This is a genomic window from Rhodococcus sp. Q1, from assembly GCF_004153645.1.
Classification (GTDB): Bacteria; Actinomycetota; Actinomycetes; order Mycobacteriales; family Mycobacteriaceae; genus Rhodococcus; species Rhodococcus gordoniae.
In genome coordinates, this window is the sequence record NZ_SDMJ01000002.1 from 530,968 (window position 1) to 551,822 (window position 20,855).

General features: G+C 71.3%; 15 protein-coding genes. 3 read left to right on the forward strand and 12 right to left on the reverse strand.

The annotated features are described in order from the left end of the window. Nucleotides 1–4: 4 nt before the first annotated feature. Both EQ874_RS07305 and EQ874_RS07310 read right to left on the reverse strand, forming a co-directional pair. Nucleotides 5–3,376: a UvrD-helicase domain-containing protein gene (locus tag EQ874_RS07305; protein ID WP_129976389.1), complete on the reverse strand. Its 3,372-nt coding sequence runs from the start codon at nucleotides 3,374–3,376 to the stop codon at nucleotides 5–7. After that, a complete protein-coding gene (locus EQ874_RS07310) occupies nucleotides 3,373–6,690 on the reverse strand; it encodes an ATP-dependent DNA helicase (protein WP_207213513.1) in 3,318 nt (1,105 codons plus the stop codon). The genes EQ874_RS07305 and EQ874_RS07310 overlap by 4 nt, the downstream gene beginning before the upstream one ends. A 122-nt stretch (nucleotides 6,691–6,812) precedes the next feature. Between EQ874_RS07310 and EQ874_RS07315 the strand changes: the two genes are divergently transcribed. Together EQ874_RS07315 and EQ874_RS07320 are read left to right on the forward strand one after the other, a co-directional pair. Next, nucleotides 6,813–7,634, forward strand: a complete 822-nt coding sequence (locus tag EQ874_RS07315; protein WP_165369214.1) for an alpha/beta hydrolase — start codon at nucleotides 6,813–6,815, stop codon at nucleotides 7,632–7,634. 3 nt (nucleotides 7,635–7,637) lie between these two features. Continuing rightward, nucleotides 7,638–7,979, forward strand: a complete 342-nt coding sequence (locus tag EQ874_RS07320; RefSeq protein ID WP_016934115.1) for an MGMT family protein — start codon at nucleotides 7,638–7,640, stop codon at nucleotides 7,977–7,979. On the opposite strand, the gene EQ874_RS07325 is transcribed toward EQ874_RS07320, so the two are convergent. From EQ874_RS07325 to EQ874_RS07335, 3 genes are read right to left on the reverse strand one after another with little or no spacing between them, the layout of a single operon-like run. Continuing rightward, nucleotides 7,938–9,302: a DUF6297 family protein gene (locus tag EQ874_RS07325; protein ID WP_129976391.1), complete on the reverse strand. Its 1,365-nt coding sequence runs from the start codon at nucleotides 9,300–9,302 to the stop codon at nucleotides 7,938–7,940. The genes EQ874_RS07320 and EQ874_RS07325 overlap by 42 nt on opposite strands. Further along, nucleotides 9,293–9,913, reverse strand: a complete 621-nt coding sequence (locus EQ874_RS07330; protein WP_129976522.1) for an ABC transporter ATP-binding protein — start codon at nucleotides 9,911–9,913, stop codon at nucleotides 9,293–9,295. Before EQ874_RS07330 ends, EQ874_RS07325 begins: the two co-directional genes overlap by 10 nt. Then, on the reverse strand, nucleotides 9,879–10,292 hold the full coding sequence (locus EQ874_RS07335; RefSeq protein ID WP_064065531.1) for a DUF6412 domain-containing protein: 414 nt from the start codon (nucleotides 10,290–10,292) through the stop codon (nucleotides 9,879–9,881). The genes EQ874_RS07330 and EQ874_RS07335 overlap by 35 nt, the downstream gene beginning before the upstream one ends. Nucleotides 10,293–10,364: 72 nt before the next feature. Between EQ874_RS07335 and EQ874_RS07340 the strand changes: the two genes are divergently transcribed. After that, nucleotides 10,365–12,101, forward strand: a complete 1,737-nt coding sequence (locus tag EQ874_RS07340) for an NTP transferase domain-containing protein (protein ID WP_129976392.1) — start codon at nucleotides 10,365–10,367, stop codon at nucleotides 12,099–12,101. A 1-nt stretch (nucleotide 12,102) separates the two neighbouring features. Here the strand turns inward: EQ874_RS07340 and EQ874_RS07345 are convergent, their stop codons facing one another. From EQ874_RS07345 to moeZ, 7 genes are all read right to left on the reverse strand, one after another. Then, nucleotides 12,103–12,855 (reverse strand): sirohydrochlorin chelatase, encoded by a 753-nt coding sequence (locus EQ874_RS07345; RefSeq protein ID WP_129976393.1) that lies wholly within the window; start codon nucleotides 12,853–12,855, stop codon nucleotides 12,103–12,105. Next, nucleotides 12,852–13,991: a uroporphyrinogen-III synthase gene (locus tag EQ874_RS07350; protein WP_064065253.1), complete on the reverse strand. Its 1,140-nt coding sequence runs from the start codon at nucleotides 13,989–13,991 to the stop codon at nucleotides 12,852–12,854. Before EQ874_RS07350 ends, EQ874_RS07345 begins: the two co-directional genes overlap by 4 nt. After that, complete coding sequence (gene nirD, locus EQ874_RS07355; protein ID WP_129976394.1) at nucleotides 13,988–14,422, reverse strand: nitrite reductase small subunit NirD; 435 nt, start codon at nucleotides 14,420–14,422, stop codon at nucleotides 13,988–13,990. Before nirD ends, EQ874_RS07350 begins: the two co-directional genes overlap by 4 nt. Before the next feature lie 90 nt (nucleotides 14,423–14,512). Then, nucleotides 14,513–17,029 carry a nitrite reductase large subunit NirB gene (gene nirB, locus EQ874_RS07360; protein ID WP_129976395.1) on the reverse strand — a complete coding sequence of 839 codons (2,517 nt, stop codon included), beginning with the start codon at nucleotides 17,027–17,029 and terminating at the stop codon, nucleotides 14,513–14,515. Nucleotides 17,030–17,059: 30 nt separating this feature from the next. Beyond that, nucleotides 17,060–18,514, reverse strand: coding sequence for a nitrate/nitrite transporter (locus EQ874_RS07365; protein ID WP_129976396.1), 1,455 nt, complete (start codon nucleotides 18,512–18,514; stop codon nucleotides 17,060–17,062). 122 nt (nucleotides 18,515–18,636) lie between these two features. Continuing rightward, nucleotides 18,637–19,491: a TIGR02569 family protein gene (locus EQ874_RS07370; RefSeq protein WP_006550248.1), complete on the reverse strand. Its 855-nt coding sequence runs from the start codon at nucleotides 19,489–19,491 to the stop codon at nucleotides 18,637–18,639. A gap of 75 nt (nucleotides 19,492–19,566) precedes the next feature. Continuing rightward, entirely contained in the window at nucleotides 19,567–20,799 is a 1,233-nt protein-coding gene (gene moeZ, locus EQ874_RS07375) for an adenylyltransferase/sulfurtransferase MoeZ (protein ID WP_277986177.1), read from the reverse strand. Nucleotides 20,800–20,855: the final 56 nt, after the last annotated feature.

The following is a 20,855-nucleotide window of genomic DNA, read 5'->3' on the forward strand; positions in this document are numbered from 1 at the left end:
TTTCCTAGTCCTCCGCGTCGGAATCCGCGGTGGATTCGCGCCGCAGGTTCCCCGCCTCGAGAACGAGCCGTTCGAGCATCGCCGCGCCGGGCAACTCGTCGGGTGCAACGGTGCGTCCGGTGCGGACGTAGTGGAAAGCCGCTCGGACCTTGTGCAGCGGCAGTTCGGCCGGTCGGCCGGTGAGCCGTTCGGTGCGTGCCGCCATCAGCTGCGCCCAGGCGAGGCGGTAGGCGGCGAGCTGAACTCCCACCGTGGCGAGCTTGTCCCCTTCCGGTTCGGCACCGGTCTTCCAGTCGATGACCGTCCAGCCTCCGTCCGAATCCTCGAAGACCGCGTCGATGCGTCCGCGGATGACGGTGCCGGCCAGAGCGGTTTCGAACGGCACCTCCACCTCGACGGGGTTGCGCGACGCCCACTTCGACCGCAGGAACGCTTCCTGGAGCCGGTCGAAGTGCGAATCGTCGCCGTCCTCGTCGTCGGCGCCGGGAAGCTCGTCGAGGTCGAGCAGGCGCGTCGCGCCGAACCTGCGCTCGAGCCACGCGTGGAAGGCCGTGCCGCGACGCGCGAGCGGATTGGGCCGGAACGGCAACGGACGGCGCAACCGGGCCGCGAGGGCATCGGGGTCGGTGGCGAGGTCGACGAGCTGACTGACGGACAGCTGCGCGGGCAGCACCACTTCGGCGCTCTGCTCGGCGCGCTGTTCGCGTTCGGCCAGCAACGCGTCGACGTCGGTGGCCCACTCGTCGGGATCGTCGTCGTACCCGGTCGGGAGGTCGGTCCGGTCGAACTCGGCGAGGACGAGCGCTGCGCCGCGTTCGACGTCGCCGCGCCGGGCGCCGAGCGGGTCGCGCGGCCACAGCGCGCTGCGCGGTGACGCCGTGAGGGGGTTCTCCTGCTCGGGTTCGGGTTCCGGCGCCCAATGATCGATCGAACCGAGCTCGGGTCGCGCCGTGACGATCCCGTGCAGTTCCTCGAGGAAGGGCGAGGGTCCCTTCGGTTCGGAGCCGGTGTCGGCCCAGTGATGGCCGGAGACGAACAGGGCTCGTTCGGTGCGGGTGAGGGCGACGTAGAACAGACGGCGGTCCTCGTCGAGCTTGCGCCGTTTGAGGGCGTCCTTGTGGGCGTCGACGGCCCGCTCGAGCATCTTGCGATCGGCGACGTCGCCGAGATCGAGCACGGGCACACCGTCGGTGCTCCCCGGATCGTCGTCGGGCAGCACCCGATCGCCACGCAGATGCGGGGGCAGTTCGCTCGTGGATCCGAGCCAGGTCGTGGCGGCCGTGGACGACGGGAAGACTCCCGCCGCGACGTGCGGGACCGCGACGACCTCCCATTCGAGGCCTTTCGCCGAGTGGACGGTGAGGACCTGCACGCGATCGGGATCGACCTCCACCTCACCGGGCGCGAGACCCTGCTCGATCTCCTCCGCGGCGGCCAGGTAGGTCAGCAGACCGGGAAGGGTCGCGTTGGTGCGCCCCGCATAGGACGCGACCACCCCTGCGAACGCGTCGAGATGTTCGCGGCCGGCGACGCCGCGCCGGCTGCCCACGCGGGCCTCGGTCTCGATGCCGATACCGAGCACGCGCTCGACCTCGGCCACCAGTTCGGTGAGGGGCTGACCGAGCCGCTCCCGCAGAGAGGTCAGCTCGCGGCCCAGCGCGACGATGCGCGCGTATCCGAACTTCGAGTAACGGTGGCTGTCGCCGGGATCGGAGATCGCGTCGGCGAGTCCGGCCTGGTCGGCATGTTCGCCGGGCAGTGCCGAATCGAGTGCGTCCTCGAGGGCGCCGGGGTCGGTCACCGCACCGGTGACACCCCAGCGGCCCGCGATGGCCAGTTCCTGAGCGCGCTCCCACAGTGCCTTCAGGTCGGCGGCCCCGAGTTGCCAGCGGGCACCGGTGAGCACCCGCACCGCCGCGCTTCCGGCGAGCGGATCCGCCGCCAGCCGCAACATCGCGAGCACATCGGCGACCTCCGGTGTGTGCAGTAGTCCGCCGATGCCGACGACCTCCACCGGCAGGTCGCGGGCGCGCAGCGCCTCGGCGATCGGCGCCGCGTCGGCGTTGCGGCGGACCAGGACCGCTGCCGTCGGCGGTGTCCGCCCGTCCTCGCGTGCAGCGGCGTACTCGGCGGCGATCCGGTCGGCCACCCAGTCGCGTTCGGTCGCGACATCGGGGTGCAGCGCGAGCCGGACGTCGCCGGCGGCCGCGTCGGGACGGGGACGCAACCGGCTGACCGGCACCCCCCGATCGCGCAGGGGTTCGGACGAGACGTTCGCCAGTTCGAGGGCCTGCGGCGGGTTGCGCCAGCTGGTGAGCAGTTCGCGGGTGGGCGCCGGCCCGTCGTCGGACGCCGGGAAGTCGCTCGCGAAGCGCGGCAGGTTGGCGGCCGACGCCCCGCGCCAGCCGTAGATGGACTGCATGGGATCGCCCACCGCGGTCACCGCGAGGCCCGGATCGGCGCCGCCGCCGAACAACGCGGCGAGCAGGACGCGCTGGGCGTGCCCGGTGTCCTGGTACTCGTCGAGCAGCACGGCCCGGAACCGGCTCCGTTCGCCGGCGCCCACCTCGGGATGGTCGCGGGCGACCCGCGCGGCGAGCGACATCTGGCTGCCGAAGTCGAGGGCGCCTTCGCGACGCAGGGTCTCGGACAGCCGTTCGACGAGCGGAAGCAACTGCAGACGCGCGTGCTGGGTGTCGAGGTAGCCGAGCAGGGTCTTCGACGGCGCTCCCCGCTGCCCCGGGCCGGGCGGGAGGGTGTGCACGAGCTGTTCGAGTTCGACGTGGGCGGCGCGCAGCCGATCCGGTTCGACGAGGTGTTCGGCGAGCTGACCGGACAGGGCGAGCACGGCCTCGGTCACCGACGCGGGATTGCGGTCGGTGTCGAGCTCGCCGTCCCACGAGCTGACCACGCGGTGCGCAACCTGCCACAGCTCGGTCTCGGACAGCAGGGTCGCCGACGGTTCGATGGGCAGCAGCAGACCGTGCTCGGTGAGCAGGCGACCGGCGTACGCGTGATACGTGCTCACCTCGGGTTCGCTGCCGAGGATCCGGGCACGCAAACCACCGCTCGGGTCGAGGTCGCGGAGCAGCGCCGACCCGGCGAGCTTGGCGAGTCGCGCCCGGATGCGGGCTGTGAGCTGCTGCGCGGCCTTGCGGGTGAAGGTCAGGCCCAGCACCTGCTCGGGTTCGACGATCCCGTTCGCGACGAGCCACACCACGCGGGCCGCCATCGTCTCGGTCTTGCCGGCACCGGCGCCCGCCACGACCAGCATCGGCCCGGGCGGCGCCTCGATGACCGCCGCCTGCTCCGTCGTGGGGGGCAGCTGTCCCAGTGCATCCGCGAGGCGCGTCGCACTCACCCGTGGTGCGTTCATTCTCCGGTCACCTGCCTGCCTTCGTCGTGTGCCGGGCAGCTCGACAGCACCGGGCAGTGCCGGCACCCGTCGTTGACCCTCGCGACGAAGCGCGGACCGCGGGTCGCGGCCGCGGCGTCGTGGATGATCTCCCGCCACTGCGCCAGACCGTCCTCGTCGAGGGGCGGCTGCACACGCTGCGTCGCGCCCTCCTTGTTGTGCGGCTTCGCCACGAAGACCAGACGCGCGCCGCCGGGCGTCGCGGCCGGTTCGCCCTCGATCGCGCCGGCCGCCGCGGCCACCTGGTAGGCGGCGAGCTGGGCGTGGTCGCGCGCGGCGTCCTTGGACACCGGATTCTTCGCGGTCTTGACGTCGATGACGACGGGGCGGCCCTCGGCATCGCGTTCGAGCCGGTCGATGCGGCCGCGGAGCCGCACCCGGGGCTTGTCGTCGGAGTCGGGTTCGAGGATGCCGTCGACCTTGACCTCGACGCCGATCTCCGTGAGTTCTCCGCGCGTGCCCTGCAACCAGGTCGAGAAGGTGTCGAGCATGCGGCGGGTGCGTTCGAGTTCGCGTCGCGCATACCAGTCGGCACCCAGATCGACCGAATCCCAGGCCTTCTCGAGCGCCTGATCGATGCGATCGGGCGGGATGCGCCCGGCGAGCGCCTGCACGAGGGTGTGCACGAGGGTGCCGGTGACGGCGTGGCTGTTCTCGCCGTCGGAGCCGCCGTGCCGCTCGAACATCCACCGCAACGCGCAGGTCGTGAGCTGTTCGACCGTGGACGGGGACAACCGCACCGCGTCGTCGTCGGGATCCCACAGCGGGTCGGCCGTGCTGGGATCGGCGGTGCCGTACCACTCGTCGGGGTGGGCGCCGCGTACCCCGGCGCGTGCGAGCCGCGCGAGTTGCTGGGCGGCCCGCTGCTGCCGTTCGGGTTCGGTGTCGGCGATCTCGGGATCGCACACCACGCTGCGCAGTTCGGCGACGAGGGCGGGCAGGGCCAGCACCCGGGTGCGGACCTCGTCGGGCACCGGGTCGGTGAGGAGATCGTCGGGTGCGTCGGTGTCGCCACCGCGCAGTTCGTCGACGAAACGGGAGCGGACGAGTTCGCTGTCGCCGCTCACGGAGTCGACGGCGGTGACGAGGAGGTGGGTGCGGGCGCGGCTGCACGCGACGAGGAACAGCCGGCGTTCCTCGGCGAGCAGCGGCGCGGTGCGGGACAGCCGCGTGCCGGTGCCGTCGCCACCGTCGGCACCGGAGAGGGCGTCGATCAGGGCTTCGATGCCGAGCAGGGTGCCGCGGGCCCGCAGGCTCGGCCACAGGCCTTCCTGGACGCCGGCGACCACGACGACGTCCCATTCGCGACCGGCGGCGGAGTGCGCGCTGACGACCGTGACCGCTTCGGATTCGGCGGCCACGCGGGTACGGGCAGTAGCGGGGATCTCCTGCTCCGTGAGGTAGTCGACGAATCCCGCGATGTGCGCGCGGGGCAGACGGTCGACGTAGTCGGCGGCGGCGTCGAACAGCGCCACGACCCCGTCGAGATCGCGGTCGGCCTGCGCACCGATCGGCCCGCCCCAGGCCGACGCGGCGGCCCACCGCCGTTCGAGTCCGGTGGCCTGCCATGCCTCCCACAGCACGTCCTCGAGACCGCCCCCGCGCAGCGTCGCCGAACGGGCCTTGCGCAGCACTCCGAGCACCTTCTTCAGCGGTGCCGCCTCGACCTCGGTGATCCCGCGCACGAGATGTGCGTTCTCGGCGGTGTCGTCGCCCTCGGTGAGCAGGATGCGCAGCAGTTCGGCGGAATCGCGGTCCGCGCCCGACGCGAGCTCGACCCGTCGCAGACCACGCCGCAGTCTCCGCAGCGCGACCGGTTCGGCGCCGCCGATGGGCCCGGACAGCAGGGCCAGTGCTTCGTCGCCTCCGAAGCCACTGCCGGACACCGCGCGCAACACGAGCAACAGCCCCGCGACGCTGTGCTGGCGGGCCAGCGGCAGTTCGGATGCGGCGGTCGTCATCGGGACACCCGCCGCGAGCAGCGCGCGGCGCAAGGGTGCCAGCACCCGGGGCACGGACCGGACGACGATCGCCATCCGCGACCACGGCACGCCGTCGACCAGGTGGGATCGACGCAGGGTGTCGGCGACCAGCGCGGCCTCCTTGGCCTGCGACGAGCACACCGCCACCCGCACCAGGCCGGGATCGCCCTGCGGGTCGCGATGCTCGGCCACGCCGCGGTGGGGCGGCAGACCCGGCAGCCGGCGCGCGATCCCGGCGGCAGCGGACGCCACCTCCGGAGCGGCGCGATGGTGGACGCCCAACACGATCCGGCGCGATCCGTCGGCCTCGCCGAGGCTCTCGAGGAAGGAGGTGTCGGCGCCGCGGAAGCCGAAGACGGCCTGGTCGGGATCGCCCGCGACGGTGCTCGTGCGAGTACCGGTACCGATCACGCGCACGAGATCGGCGGCCTGCGGATCGAGATGCTGGGCGTCGTCGACGAGCAGATGACGGATCCGGCGGCGTTCGGAGGCGAGCAGATCGGGATCGGTGGCGAACGCCGCGAGCGCCGCACCGACGAGTTCGGCCGCGTCGAGGGCGGGAGCGGTGGCTTCGGGAGCCTCGAGCCCGACGGCGCCGCGCAGCAGCATCACCTGCTCGTACCGCTCCGCGAAACGCCCGGCCGCGACCCACTCCGGCCGACCGCGGCGCTCTCCGAGCGCGATCAGATCCTCCGGACCGAGACCGCGCTCGTTCGCGCGCAGCATGAGATCGCGCAGTTCGACGGCGAAGCCCGTCATGCCGAGCGCCGGACGCAACCGTTCGGGCCACATCCCGGCGCCGTCGTCGATGTCGCCGCGCAGCAGTTCGCGCAGGACGGCGTCCTGTTCGGCACCGGTGATCAGACGCGGTGGCGGGTTGCCGTGCGCCGACGCCTGCAGTCGCAGCACCGCGAAGGCGTACGAGTGGACGGTACGGACGAGGGGCTCGCGCGTGGCCCGGGGCACGGCACCGTCGCCGAGGGCGATCAGACCGGCCGTGATCGCCTCGCGCACGGCGGTGGCCGCCCGCCGCGAATGGGTGAGGATCAGCACCGACTCCGGATCGGCACCGTTCGCGATGCGATGGACCGCGAGATCGACGAGCAGGGACGTCTTGCCGGTGCCGGGCCCGCCGAGGATCTGCCAGGGCCGCCAGCGGAGCGCGGGAGGAGCATCGTCGAACACCACGCGCACGTCGTCGGGCCATTCGCGTGCCGCCGGCGCTTCGCCGGACCGGCGCACCAGACGCGCGGCCGGACGGCGGACACGATCGGGGAGATGGGGTTCGGACATGCGCGAGACGGTGGCAGGCAGGTCGGTGACCTGCGCCCGGGTCGGGTGCAGGTCGGGGATGCCGGTGTCGACGTCGAGCATGACCCCATCCCACCAGATCGGTACGACAGGTCCGGTGCGCGATGCGTGGCGCCACGACGACTGCGATAGTGGTCGGCGTGAGTGCCACCGAGCTTCTGCACACCCATCTGTTCGGGCCCGACGACGGACCGGAGGTCCTCGCGCTGCACGGCCTCACCGGTCACGGCCGGCGCTGGCGGAACCTCGCGGAGCGGCACCTGCCCCACCTGCGGTTCGTCGCCCCCGACCTGCGCGGACACGGACGCTCCCCGTGGACTCCCCCCTGGTCGTTCGAAGCCCACGTCGCCGACCTGACGGCGGTGCTGGACGCGCACACCACCGGTCCCGTCACCGTGGTGGGGCATTCTTTCGGCGGCGCCCTCGCGCTGCACCTGGCCGCCGCGGTGCCCGACCGGGTGCGGGTGCTGGTGCTCCTCGACCCGGCGATCGGTCTCCCGGCCGGCCGGATGCTCGAGATCGCCGACCTCACCCACCGTCATCCCGACTACACGGACGAGGCCGAAGCCCGTGCGGAGAAGGTCCACGGCGACTGGAGTGAGGTGGCACCCGAGCTGCTCGACGAGGAGATCGCCGAACATCTCGTGAAGCTGGACTCGGGGCGCGTCGGCTGGCGGGTGTGCGTACCGGCCCTGGTCGCCTCGTGGGGCGAGCTCGCCCGCGAACCCGTCCTGCCGCCGTCCGGCATCCCGACGATCCTCGTGCAGGCCGGGAAGGTCCGGCCCCCGTACACCACGGCGGACTTCCGTCGCGACCTCGCGGAGCGGCTCGACGACGACCTGACCGTGCTCGAATTCGACTGCGACCACATGATCGACCAGACGCGTCCCGCCGAGACCGCCGAACTCGTGGCCCGGATGGTGTAGCCGGTGGCCACCACGGACGAGCAGATCGAACGGGTCCGCGAACTCGTGGCCTCGGTGCCGGCGGGGCAGGTCGTGACCTACGGCGACATCGCCGCCGCGGCGGGCCTCTCGAGTGCGCGGACGGTGGGCTGGATCATGCGGACCGATTCCGCCGACCTGCCGTGGCATCGCGTGGTCCCGGCCTCCGGCCGGCCGGCCGCGCACATCGCCCGACGGCAGCTCGCACGCCTCGAACTCGAAGGCGTCCCGATCTCCGGCGACAGGGTCGACCTGTCCCGGGCACGCCACCGGTTCCCGCACGGCTCACGCGAGCACGGCGACGAGCCACGCGCAGACGACGAGTAGATCCGGTCCCCTGGCCCACTGCCGGAGCAGATCGACCGGAATCTGCCCGACCGCCGTCTCGAGGATCAGGCCGTCGTACCCGATCGGCGGTCGCGTGCGCATACGGTAGGCGGCCGCGCACCCACCGACGAGCCCGACCGCGGCGCTCACCACCGACGCACTCCCGGCGAGGGCCGTGACGACGGCGGCGATCACGGCGGCCGCGCCCGGGACGACCGAAAGAGGAGGACGCAGTTGTGTGTCGCTCGCGCCCAGCAGAACGGCGACATCGGGGTCGCGGCACACGTCGCGCAGACCCGCACCGGAGGCCACAGCCACCACGAAGACGGTGACGAGGTGCACGACCGCGGCGGCAGGCGGCGATACGACCGACGCGAGGACCACGACGCCGAGCAGAGCGGCACACGTGAGGAGCACGGGTGCCGGCCGGCGGGCATGGCGGAGCAGATCGGCACGGACGAGCGCCGCGATCCGGCCGCGCGGCAGCATCCGGGAGCGACGGGCTCCGATGCGCAGCCACGCCCTGTGCTCGACCACGTCGACCAGCAGTGACGGATCCAGCGCGGTGAGCGAGGCCGACACACCCACCGCGGTGCCCGCTCCGGCCCTCCACTCGGGTGCGGCGATCCTGCCGCACGCGAACAGTGCCGAGATCGCCAGTGCCGCGACGACGGCCCAGACGGCGGCGACGAGCACCGGCCCCGGTGGCGGTATCGGCACGCCGGTGGCGGCGACGATCACCACGCCCGGTAGGGCCGAGAAACACAGCCGGATCACGGTGCTCACGACGGCGGGCGGGAGCATCCGGCACTGCGCGAGCATCGGAAGGGCGACGGCGCCGACGCCGAGAGCGACGGTGAGCAGCGTGAACGCGAGCCGATCCGGCGGGGCGGCCACGAAGGTCGCGAGCCGTCCTGCCAGGGCACCCGCGACCGCACCGCCCATCAGGATCGCCGCCGCTCCGGGCCGCAGTGCCGCGCCGCGATCCATCGGTGTGGACAGCAGCCAGAACTCCGTCTCGCCACCGCACGTCACCGGACCGACAGCCCGGGCGGACGCCGTCCCCACCGCGGCCGCGGCCGCGACGACCGCCCATCCCCATGCCGAGGTGCACCCCACGTCACGCCCGATCGGAGCCGTGCAGGCGACCGGCGCCGACGGCAGGGAGAACAGCCACCACGCCGATCCCCCACCCACATACAGGCCGAGGAGGATCAGCACGACCGCAGCGGGACGATCCGCGAACGGGGCGTGTCGACGCTCGAAGCTGCGACGGAGCGCGCGGAGATCCCGCGCGCCGGGGACGACCGCGGTCAGTTCCATCGGTCCGCCTCCACCACCACATCGGCGACCACGTCCACCAGCCCGGCATCGTGCGAGACCATCAGCACGGTGCCGCCGGCGCGCTTCTCGGCCGCGAGCGTGGACGCCAGCCACCGGCGCCCGTCGTCGTCGAGATGTTGTTCGGGTTCGTCGAGGACGAGCAGCCGCCGCGGTCGGACCAGCGCGGAGGCCAGGGCGAGCCGGCGGCGCTGGCCACCCGAGAAGGTCACCGGCAGTCGATCCGCCGACGAGGCGAGACCGACCTCCTCGAGAACCCGGGTGGCGGCGGCGAACGGGTCGGTCACGCCGTGACCGGTCGCGACGAGTTGCAGGTGTTCGTGTGCGGTGAGATGCGCGAACGTCGCGACGTCGCCGAGGACTGCGGCGACCCGCCGGCGCAACGTCGGGGAGCTCTCGTCGACGGGGACGCCGTCGATCTCGACGACACCCTCGTCGAGCCGGTCGGCGCCGACGATGCATCTGAGCAGAGTGGATTTGCCGCTGCCGTTCGCCCCGATCACGGCGCAACATCGGCCCGGGGCGAGGTCGATGTTCACCCCGGTGAAGACGGTCAGGTCACCGAACGAACGGTGGGCATTCCGGACGGACACGGCGGGTGCGCCGCATCGGATGGGATCGGACATGGAAGGTCTCCCGGTGTTCCTCGTCGGACGAAGTGTCGAACGCGAGGACGGAACCGGGTGAGCGTGGACGTGGCCGTCCGGGGGTGTCGGGGTGGGAGTGGCGACGGAACCCACCGCGCAGGCGTCGTTCCTCGGAGGTCGGCCCTCGGACACTGCGGCCGAAGGCGAACAACGGGTCGTCGGCGGCCGCGACGAACGCGAGCGTCGCAAGGAGCACCATCAGAAGTCCGGCGAGCAGTCCGGCGGTGTCGCCGGCGGACACGGCGGTGACCGGCACGACGGTGGCGACGAGCCAGGACAGGAGAACGACGCATACCGCGGCACCGTTCCGCCATCCGAAGAACATGACCGGCAGTCTATGCCGCGCGGTGCGTACGCAGGGACGGTCCTGTGAGGGCGGATGAGGCAGCATGAAGGCATGAGCACGCTCACGCACGTCGAAGCCGTGATCGTCGCGGGCGGTCGCGCGACCCGCATGGGAGGCGTCGACAAGCCCGCTCTGACGGTCGGTGGCCGGAGGATGCTGGACACCGCTCTCGCCGCGGTCGAGGGCTGTGCACGGGTGACGGTGATCGGCCCGCACCGCGACGATCTCGGCCCGCACGTGCTGCAGATCCAGGAGACACCGCCGGGCGCGGGTCCGGTGGCGGCGCTGGCAGCGGCGGATCCGGTCGCCGATCTCGTGGTCACCCTCGCCGCCGACCTTCCGTTCGTCACGCCGAAGACCGTCTCAGCCCTGCTGGAGGCCCTGAACGAGGACGCGAGGGCCGAGGCCGCCTTCGCGGTGGACGAGACCGGGCGGATACAGTTCCTGCTCGCCGCATGGCGGACACCGGCACTGGCCGCACGTCTGACCGCTCTCGGGGGAGACGTCGCGAACCGGCCCATGAAGGCGTTGGTTCCCGAGCGGTACGTCACCGTCGCGGTGCCCGAGGCCACCGACTGCGACACCCCGGACGACCTTCGGGCGGCGCGCGCCGGATCCGCGACCGTCCAGGTCGCCGCCGACCCCGGTCATGCGCGCAGGATGCTACGGGAAGCGCTGGTGCCGTTGCCGTCTCGTATCGCCGCAGTCGAGGACGCGCGGGGCACCACGCTGGCGGCGCCGCTCGTCGCGGCAGAGGCACTACCTCGGGTGCGGACCTCGGCCATGGACGGCTACGCGGTGGCCGGCGAGGGACCGTGGTTGCTGCGCAACGAGATCCGTTATGCGGGCGACGGCGGATCGCTCACGCTCCACGACGGGGAGGCGGCCCGGATCGCGACGGGTGCCCACCTGCCGACCGGCGCGACCGCCGTCGTGCGCGACGAATTCGTCCGTGTCGAGAACGGTCTCGTCTCCCGCCTGTCCGATGCGCCGATCCGCGACGACGCGCGTCGCCGCGGTGAGGACTGGGAGCCGGGAACGATTCTCGCCCCTGCCGGCACCGCTGTGAGCCCCGCGGTGGTCTCCGCGGCCGTCAGCGGTGAGGTCACGGAAGTGGAGGTGCGCGGTCCCGTGCGGGTGCACATCGCGCTCACGGGTGACGAGATCCGCCGCACCGGCCCGCTCCGCGAGGGGCAGACGCGCGACTCGCTGGGGCCGGTGCTCCCCGATTTCGTCCGCTGGTGCGGTGCGGTGGTGGTCGGTGACGGGCATCTCCGCGACACCGCGGACGGATTCGACGCATTGTTCGCGGGCACCGATGCCGATGCGATCGTCATCGTGGGGGCGACGGGAGGGGGTGCCGCCGATCAGTTGCGGGGGGCGCTGGCGCGGGCCGGCGCGCAGGTGGTCGTCGAACGGGTCCGGTGCAAGCCCGGCGGGTCGCAGGTCGCGGCGACGCTGCCGGACGGCCGCGCCGTGCTGGGGTTGCCCGGAAATCCGGTGGCGGCGGTGTCGACCCTGCTGGTGATGCTGCCCGCGATCGCCGACGGCCGCACGCTCCGTACACCCGCCGCGGCCGTGACCGCGCCGCTGGCCAATGCCTCGGAGGTCGTCGGCGACATCACACGCCTGCTTCCTGCCCGCCAGGACGAACAGGGACGATGGTTGTGCGACAACACGATTCGCACAGCGCATCTGGCCGGTCTCATCGGGCGCACCGCGATCGCGGTGGTGCCGCCGGGAGCCGCGGACGGCGATCCCGTGGAGTTGTTACCGCTCCCCCACTGAGTCAGACGCGCGGCGAGCCGATCCCACAGGCGCGGCGCGGTGCCTCGTTCGGCGCGACCGCGCGCAGCACGTCGACCGCGGAGCGGTAGCGCCGGACGACGAGGTCGACGACGGGTTCGGCCACTCCGATCGGTGCGGCGACACCGTCTGCACCGACCTCGGACAGGCGACGATGGAACAGGCCGTCGGCGAGCAGACAGGACGCCACGAACACGCGGCGTGCGCCACGTGCGCGGACCTCGTCCACCACGGTCGCGACCCGCGGTTCGCCGGTGGCGATCCATCCGACCCGCACCGGGGTGCCCACGAGCGCGGAGACCATGCGAGCCGTGACATGGATATCGTGGCGGGCACGAGGATCCGACGAACCGGCTGCCGCGAGGACCACGTCGTCGCCCTCGGTCCAGCCGGCCTGCCGCAACCGCTCGACGAGAACGCGGGCGAGGGCCGGGTCGGGACCGAGTGCGGGGGTGATCGTCACCGCATCGTTCCCACCCGCCGCGACCTCGCGCGGAACGTCGGTGTGCACGTGGTGGCCGGAGGCGAGGAAGGCCGGAACGAGCACGGTCGGACGGTGGGTGTCGCGCAGGACCTCGGACGGCGACGGCCCGAGGACGTCGACGAAGGCGACGCGGGTGGAACCGACGCGGGAGGAGACGGCGTCGGCGAGCGCTGCGATCATGTCGACACCGCGCGGATTGCGGGTGCCGTGGGCGACGAGCAGCAGGGCGGGGTCGGCAGGTGTACCGGTCACGGGTGCATTCCTTCCGGGTCGACGGCGAGGCGGTAACCGCGCTTGACGACGGTCTGCACGATCGCCGGTGCTCCGAGCGCCGAGCGCACCCGCGCGATCGCAGTTTCGACGGCGTGGGTGTCGCCGCCCCCGCCGGGCAGCGCCGCGAGAAGTTCCTCCCGGGAGACGACGAGGCCGGCGCGCGCGACGAGCGTGCGCATCAGGGCCATCCCGGCAGGGGGAAGGCACCGGACGGTGCCGTCGACGATCACGCAGCGTCCCCGCGGGCTGAGCACGTGGCCGCCGGCCTCGATGCGCACGGCCCGCCGGGGTAGTTCCTCGGCGATGTGCCGGGCGAGCGAACCCAGCCGGGAACGGGTGGGCATGCTCACGGGGACGTCGAGTTCGATGAGCGGTGCCGCGGTGACGGGACCGACGCACACGGCCGTGACGCCGGTGCGCAGCGACCGCAGCATCGGTTCGAGCCAACCGGTCTCCTTGGCCCGCATGAGCATCGACGCGACGGCCGGTGCGCTCGTGAAGCTCACGGCGTCGAGTCCGTGTTCGACGATCTGCTCGATCATCCGGTCGAGCGCCGTGAGATCCTCGGGGGGTGTCCACCGGTAGACCGGGACGGGGACGACGTCGGCACCCGCGGCGCGCAGTGCCTCGCACACATCGGTCCCGGGCTCCCATTCGGTGCGCTCACCGTGCAACTGCACGGCGATGCGGCGGCCGGTGACTCCCTCGTTCAGCAGGAGCTCGAGCACCTCGGCGGACGATTCCGAGGAGGGAGACCACTCCTCCCGGAGTTCGGCGGCCCGGATCGCGCCCGTGACCTTCGGGCCGCGGGCGAGGATCCGGCTCGTGCCGAGTGCCTGCGCGAGGCCGTCGGCGAGTCCCCATCCCTCCGCTGCGCCCATCCAGCCGCGGAATCCGATCGCCGTGGTGGCGATCGTGATGTCCGGGGGTTGCGCGACGATGCACCGTGTGACGCGTTCGAGTTCGTCGTCGTCGGACAGCGGGATGATGCGGATGGCGGGAGCGTGCACGACCTCGGCCCCGCGTCTGGTGAGGAGCGTGGCGAATTCCTCGGCGCGTCGAGCCGCCGTCACGCCGATGGTGAATCCCCGCAACGGTGGGGTGTCGTCGTTCACGAACCCTCTCCGGTCGCGCCCTCGTGCCGCTGGTCCAGCGGCACGAGGCTGTGGATCTGGACCACTCCCGCCCACACGCGCACCTCGTAGACGGGCAGCCGCATCGACGGATCGTCGAGGCAGCGGCCGTCGTCGAGGGAGAAGACCTGCTTGAGCAGCGGCGACGCCACGGTGGGCTCGCCGGCACGGTCGCCGACGATTCCGCGCGACATCACCGCGGCGCGGCCGAACGGATCGAAGTTGCCCACCGCGCGCAGCGTTCCGTCGTCGAGCAGGAACAGGGCAACCTGCTCACCGCCACGCAGCAACACCGCAACTCCACGGCCCGGAATGAGATGGCTGAGCGGACAGGCCGAGGTCCATTCCAGTCGCCCGTCGAACACGCTCTCGCGCGTCGATCCCCCTACGGTGTGCGTCTCGATGACGGTCATCGCTGTCCTCCCTTGACACTGCTGTCCTGAAGTGTGGGTGCCCGGTGTTTCGAGCGCATTACCCGCTCGTTCCCTCGGGGTAAGCGGTCGTCATGCCCCGGTTCCGGGTCCGATACCCGGCATACCCACGAGAACGGGGACCTTGCGCGGGCCGCTGTGGTCGAAGCGGACCGTGGGGTCGGGCTGCTCGGGCGCGTTGACGAACGACACGAACCGCGCCAGCTTCTCCGGGTCCTCGAGGACGCCGGCCCACTCGTCCTTGTAACCGCCGACGTGCTTGGCCATGGCGGCCTCGAGGTCGTCGGCGATCCCGAGGGCATCGTCGCACACGACCTCCTTCAGGTGCTCGAGCCCGCCCTCGAGCGCCTCGAGCCAGGGGGCGGTGCGCTGGAGCCGGTCGGCGGTGCGGATGTAGAACATGAGGAACCGGTCGATGCAGCGGACGAGGGTCTCGTCGTCGAGACCACCGGCAAGAAGCTGCGCGTGCTTGGGCGACTGGCCGCCGTTGCCACACACGTACAGGTTCCAGCCGTTCTCCGTCGCGATGACACCGACGTCCTTGCCGCGCGCCTCGGCGCATTCACGGGCGCAGCCCGACACACCCATCTTCAGTTTGTGGGGCGATCGCAGTCCTCGGTAACGCAATTCGAGGGCGACGGCCATCCCGACCGAGTCCTGCACGCCGTATCGGCACCAGGTGGAGCCGACGCAGCTCTTGACGGTGCGCAGCGACTTGCCGTACGCCTGGCCGGATTCCATTCCGGCGTCGACGAGACGCTTCCAGATCTGCGGGAGCTGTTCGACTCGGGCACCGAACAGGTCGACGCGCTGACCGCCGGTCATCTTCACGTAGAGGCCGAAATCGCGCGCCACCTCACCGATGACGATGAGCTGCTCGGGCGTGCATTCGCCGCCGGGCATGCGCGGCACGACCGAGTAGGTGCCGTTCTTCTGGATGTTGGCGAGGAAGTGGTCGTTCGTGTCCTGCAGGCCGGCCTGCTTCGGGTGCAGGATGTGGTCGGAGTCGGTGGAGGCGAGGATCGAGGCGACCACCGGCTTGCAGATGTCGCAACCGTGCCCGGTGCCGTACTGCGCGATGAGTGCGGAGAAGGTACGGATGCCGGTGGCCTGGACGATCTGGAACAGCTCGGCGCGGGACTGTTCGAAGTGCTCGCACAGGGCCTTGGACATCTGTACACCCGACCGGGCGAGCAGCTGCTTGATGCTCGGGAGGCAGCCGCCGCAGGTGGTGCCGGCGCTCGTGCACGACTTGATCTGCGCGATGTCGCAGGCACCCTCGGAAATCGCGCCGCAGATCGCGCCCTTGGTGACACCGTTGCACGAGCACACCTCGGCGTCGTCGGGCAGCGCACCGGCGCCCGGCTTCTCCCCCGCCGGGGAGATCAGAGTGGCCGGATCACCCGGCAGTTCGCGGCCCACCAGCGGTCGCAGCGTGCCGTAAGCGGAGGCGTCGCCGACGAGGATGCCGCCGAGCAGGGTCTTTGCATCGTCGGAGACGACGAGTTTGGCGTAGGTGCCCTTCGCGGAGTCGGACAGTACGACCTCGAGGGCGCCGGGCGTCGTCGCGTGGGCGTCACCGAAGCTCGCGACGTCCACGCCGAGCAGCTTGAGCTTGGTGGACAGGTCTGCGCCCGGGAACTCGGCGGTGCCGCCGACGAGCCGGTCGGCGACGACCTCGGCGGTGCTGTAGCCCGGGGCGACGAGTCCGTAGCAGGTGCCTTCCACGGCTGCGCATTCGCCGATCGCGTAGACGTCCGCGTCCGCGGTGCTGCGGCAGGAGCGGTCGGTGAGCACACCGCCGCGACCACCGAGTTCGAGTCCGGCCTCCCGGGCGAGTTCGTCGCGGGGACGGACACCGGCGGAGAAGACGACGAGACCCGCTTCGATGACGCTTCCGTCGGACAGGCTCACCTGCAGCCCCTCCGGCCCCGATGCGATCTTCTCGGTGCCCACACCGAGGTGGGTGACGAGTCCGAGGTCGGTGACGAGACGGTCCAGGACACGGCCGCCGCCCTCGTCGACCTGGGCGGGCATCAGCCGGTTGTTGTACTCGATCACGTGCGGGGTCACGCCCAGCAGACGCAGCGCGTTGGCGGCTTCGAGCCCGAGCAGACCGCCGCCGATGACGACACCGGCGCGGCCGGTGGCCTCGGCGCGTCGGGCCGCGGCGCGGATGCCGTCGAGATCGTCGAGGGTGCGGTAGACGAAGCAGTCCGGCAGGTCGTGTCCGGGCACCGGCGGGACGAACGGATACGAGCCGGTCGCGAGGACGAGACTGTCGTAGCGCAGAACGTCACCGCCGGCGGTGGTGACGGTCCGGGCCGCGCGGTCGATGCCCACGGCGCGGGTGCCGACCCGCAGGTCGACGAGATCGTCTGCTGCATAATCGTTTCCGGACAGGGCGAGTTCCTTGCGGTCCCAGGACCCCACGTAGGACGACAGTCCCACGCGGTCGTAGGCGGCGTCGGTCTCCTCGCCGAGCACGGTCACCGACCAGTCGCCCTGCCCGTCGCGGACACGCAGGGCTTCGACGAAGCGGTGGGCGACCATTCCGTGTCCGACGACCACGACGTTCTTGCGGCTCATGATGTTCTCTTCCTTCGTGCCGGGGATCGGTCAGACTGCGACGCGCACCGGGGCGGGAGCCTCGGTGGACGGTTCGCTCGTGGCGGTCGGATGGGGACGGCGGAGGAAGACGAACCAGGTCACGACGATGCACACGAGGTAGAAGATCGCGAAGACCCAGAAGGCCATCGTCGCGGACTGGGCCTGGCCGCCGTAGGAGGCGCGGAAGACCAGGTTGATGCCGACGCCGCCGAGGCCGCCGATGGCACCGGCGAAACCGATGAGGGCACCGGACATGCTGCGCGACCAGGCGGCCTTCTCGTCGCGATCCAGGTCGTCGAGATCCTGCGCACGGGCCTCGAAGATGGACGGGATCATCTTGTAGACCGAACCGTTGCCGAGTCCGGAGAGCAGGAACAGGGCGATGAAGCCGAGCACCATGGCGGTCAGCACACCACCGGTCGCTGCGCCGGTGGCGCGGTCGTCGAGGGTGCCGGCGCCGATGAGCACCGCGGCGGCCAGGGCCATCGCGACGAAGGTGTAGAGGGTGATCCTGCCGCCGCCGATGCGGTCCGCGAGCTTTCCGCCGAGCGGCCGCGAGATCGATCCGAGGAGCGGGCCGATGAAGGCGATCTGCGCGGCGTGCAGGGCGGCCTGGGCGGGGGTGTCGCCGCCGGCGAGGAAGTTGATCTGCAGGACCTGACCGAAAGCGAAGCCGAAACCGATGAACGAACCGAAGGTGCCGATGTAGAGGAAGGAGATGATCCACGAGTCGCGGAACTTCAGCGCGGCGCCCATGGCCCGCAGGTCGGCCTTCTGATCACCGAGGTTGTCCATGAACAGTGCGGCACCCAGGGCTGCGACGGCACACAGGACCAGGTAGACCGCGCACACGATCCAGGGCTCGGTGTTGCCGACGGTGGCGATGACGAGCAGACCGATCAGCTGGACGGCCGGGACACCGATGTTTCCGCCACCGGCGTTGAGTCCGAGTGCCCAGCCCTTCAGGCGCTGCGGGTAGAAGGCGTTGATGTTGGTCATCGACGACGCGAAGTTGCCGCCGCCCACGCCGGCGAGTGCTGCGACCAGCATGAAGGTGGTGTAGGAGTGGCCCGGGTTCAGCATCAGGTACAGCGCCCCGAGGGTGGGTATCAGCAGTACCAGGGCGCTGAAGATGGTCCAGTTGCGGCCACCGAAGCGGGCGGTGGCGACGGTGTACGGGATGCGCAGGATCGCGCCGACGAGTGTGGGCACCGCGACCAGGAAGAACTTGCCGGCGGCGTCGATGCCGTACACCTCGGTGGGCATGAACAGCACCATGACCGACCAGATCGACCAGACGGAGAAGCCGACGTGTTCGGCGATCACCGACCAGATCAGGTTGCGCTTGGCGACCTGCCTGCCGCCCGCCTCCCACGCCTCGACATCCTCGGCGTCCCACCGCTCGATATTGTGCCTCCGCGCGAATTTGTCTCGGAGACTTTCTTTTTCGATGAAGATCGTCATCGCCGTTCCTCCTCGGGTCCGTGTCGATCCCCAAGGTAGGAAACGGGTGTTGCTACGGTGCTGCCCGCGGTGTCCGTCGCGTCAAGAGTTGCTCACCCCGGCGCCCGCCGCCCTGTGAGGTGTTACAGGAGGAACCGCACGAGGTCGGCGGTGTGCGCGAGGCCCGGGAAGGCGTCCTCGGTCGAACGCGGGTGCAGCGCGTGCACGGCCAGCCGGAAGATCACCGCGCGCAGCAGCATCTGCGGCCATTCCGGCAGGTCCTCCCACCGGCCGATGAGTCCTTCGTCGGCGCCGCCCCACGACAGTGCGTCGACGACGGCGACGGCGGCCGCCCACGAGGCCGGACGCCAGTAGGGGGTGATGTCGGTCAGCCCGGGGGCCGCGCGCCCGGCGAACAGGACGGTGCCGAACAGGTCGCCGTGGACGAGCTGGTCGGGCAGGTGCACCGGCTTGCGGAAGGTCGCGAGCTGGTTGATGAGGTCGAGGCTCTTGCGGCCGTCGGGTGTCACCGTCTCGGGCGCACCGGCCGCGCGGGCGCTGCGCAACGGCACGGTCTCCCAGGCCGCGCGGTCGGCCGCGACGAAGACGTCGACGTCCTCCCAGGGTGCGACCGGAGGCTGCATGAGGAAACGGGGGCGTTCGAGCTGCGCTGTGGCGGTGTGCAGCCGCAGCGACAGCGAGACCACTTCGTCGTGCCTGGGCTCGGACGTACCGACGATGTAGGTGTCGGCGCGCCATCCGGAGACCACGTAGCGACCGTCGGTGGACCGCACCGGACGGGCCAGCCGCACACCGTCGACGGTCAGGGTCTCCCGCACTTTGGCGGACCAGGCCGCGCGAGCATGATCGGCGACTCGGGACAGCACCACGTCCCCACACCGGAAACCGCCGTCCCAGTCGGGCCCGAGCGGGACCGGTTCGACGTCGCGGAGACCGAATGTGGAGCACACGTGCTGAGGCGGTTCGAGTGAGCTCACGCAGCTCAACCTACCGCCGCACACCGCCCGGATCGGGAAGGCACTCCGCTGTTTCAGGTCACAACGAGGTCACCGTCAGTACACCGGTAGCGAGGGATCCACCTGCTGCGCCCACGCGATCACCCCGCCGTGCAGATGTGTCGCGTCCGAGAATCCGGCTCGCACAAGCACTTCGAGCGCCTCGGCCGATCGGATTCCCGTCTTGCAGTACAGCACGATCGGCGTGTTCTGCGGCAGGTCGGCGAGGACCTCACCGGAGAGGATGCGGTCCTTCGGCACGAGCCGGGCACCGTCGATGCGGACGATCTCCCACTCGACGGGTTCGCGCACGTCGATCAGCGCGATGTCGCGGCCCTCGTCGAGCATCCGGCGCAACTCGCTGGGGGTGACGGCCGAGCGAGCCGACGCGGCGGCATCGGGAACGATCCCGCAGAAGGCCTCGTAGTCGACGAGTTCGGTGACGGGCACCCGTCCCGGATCCCGGCGCAGGGTCACCGTCCGGAACGACATCGCGAGCGCGTCGTAGATCAGGAGGCGACCGAGCAGCGGCTCGCCGATCCCGGTGACGAGTTTGATCGCCTCGGTCGCCATGACGGTGCCGATCGTGCCGGGCAGGACGCCGAGCACCCCGCCCTCCGCGCAGGAGGGAACCATCCCCGGTGGCGGTGCCTCGGGGTAGAGGTCGCGGTAGTTCAGGCCGCGTCCGTCCGGGGCGTCCTCCCAGAACACCGATACCTGGCCTTCGAAACGGAAGATCGATCCCCACACGTAGGGCTTGCCCGCGAGGACCGCGGCGTCGTTGACGAGATAGCGGGTCGCGAAGTTGTCGGTGCCGTCGAGGATGAGGTCGTACTGCTCGAACAGCTGCACGGCATTGCTCGACTCCAGGCGCGTCTCGTGCAGGCGCACGGTCACACCGTCGTTGATCGCCAGGATGCTGTCGCGGGCACTGTCCGCCTTGGGCCGTCCGACGTCGGAGCGGCCGTGGATCACCTGGCGCTGCAGGTTGGACGTCTCCACGTCGTCGAACTCGACGATGCCGATCGTGCCGACCCCCGCCGCCGCGAGATACAGCAGGGCGGGCGAACCCAGGCCGCCGGCGCCGATGCACAGCACCCGCGCGTTCTTCAGGCGACGCTGGCCGGTGACCCCGACATTCGGGATGATCAGGTGACGGCTGTACCGGGCGACCTCCTCGCGACCGAGCTCCGCGCCGGGCTCCACGAGCGGCGGAAGAGGTCGTCGCGTCGACGGTGTCGTTGCGGTCACGGATTCTCCTGTCGCGATGCGTCGTGCGTCACCGTCCATCGTGCCATTCGCGGAAGCCTCCCCCGACAGCCCTCCCGACGGTTGTGCCCCGGCGG

Coding starts and splice junctions, on each gene's coding strand:
- EQ874_RS07310 (WP_207213513.1), bottom strand. CDS start 6,690: ATGTCCGAACCCCATCTCCCCGATCGTGTCCGCCGTCCGGCCGCGCGT.
- EQ874_RS07325 (WP_129976391.1), bottom strand. CDS start 9,302: ATGGAACTGACCGCGGTCGTCCCCGGCGCGCGGGATCTCCGCGCGCTC.
- EQ874_RS07365 (WP_129976396.1), bottom strand. CDS start 18,514: ATGACGATCTTCATCGAAAAAGAAAGTCTCCGAGACAAATTCGCGCGG.
- EQ874_RS07315 (WP_165369214.1), top strand. CDS start 6,813: ATGCGTGGCGCCACGACGACTGCGATAGTGGTCGGCGTGAGTGCCACC.
- EQ874_RS07305 (WP_129976389.1), bottom strand. CDS start 3,376: ATGAACGCACCACGGGTGAGTGCGACGCGCCTCGCGGATGCACTGGGA.
- nirD (WP_129976394.1), bottom strand. CDS start 14,422: ATGACCGTCATCGAGACGCACACCGTAGGGGGATCGACGCGCGAGAGC.
- EQ874_RS07335 (WP_064065531.1), bottom strand. CDS start 10,292: ATGTTCTTCGGATGGCGGAACGGTGCCGCGGTATGCGTCGTTCTCCTG.
- EQ874_RS07340 (WP_129976392.1), top strand. CDS start 10,365: ATGAGCACGCTCACGCACGTCGAAGCCGTGATCGTCGCGGGCGGTCGC.
- nirB (WP_129976395.1), bottom strand. CDS start 17,029: ATGAGCCGCAAGAACGTCGTGGTCGTCGGACACGGAATGGTCGCCCAC.
- moeZ (WP_277986177.1), bottom strand. CDS start 20,799: ATGGACGGTGACGCACGACGCATCGCGACAGGAGAATCCGTGACCGCA.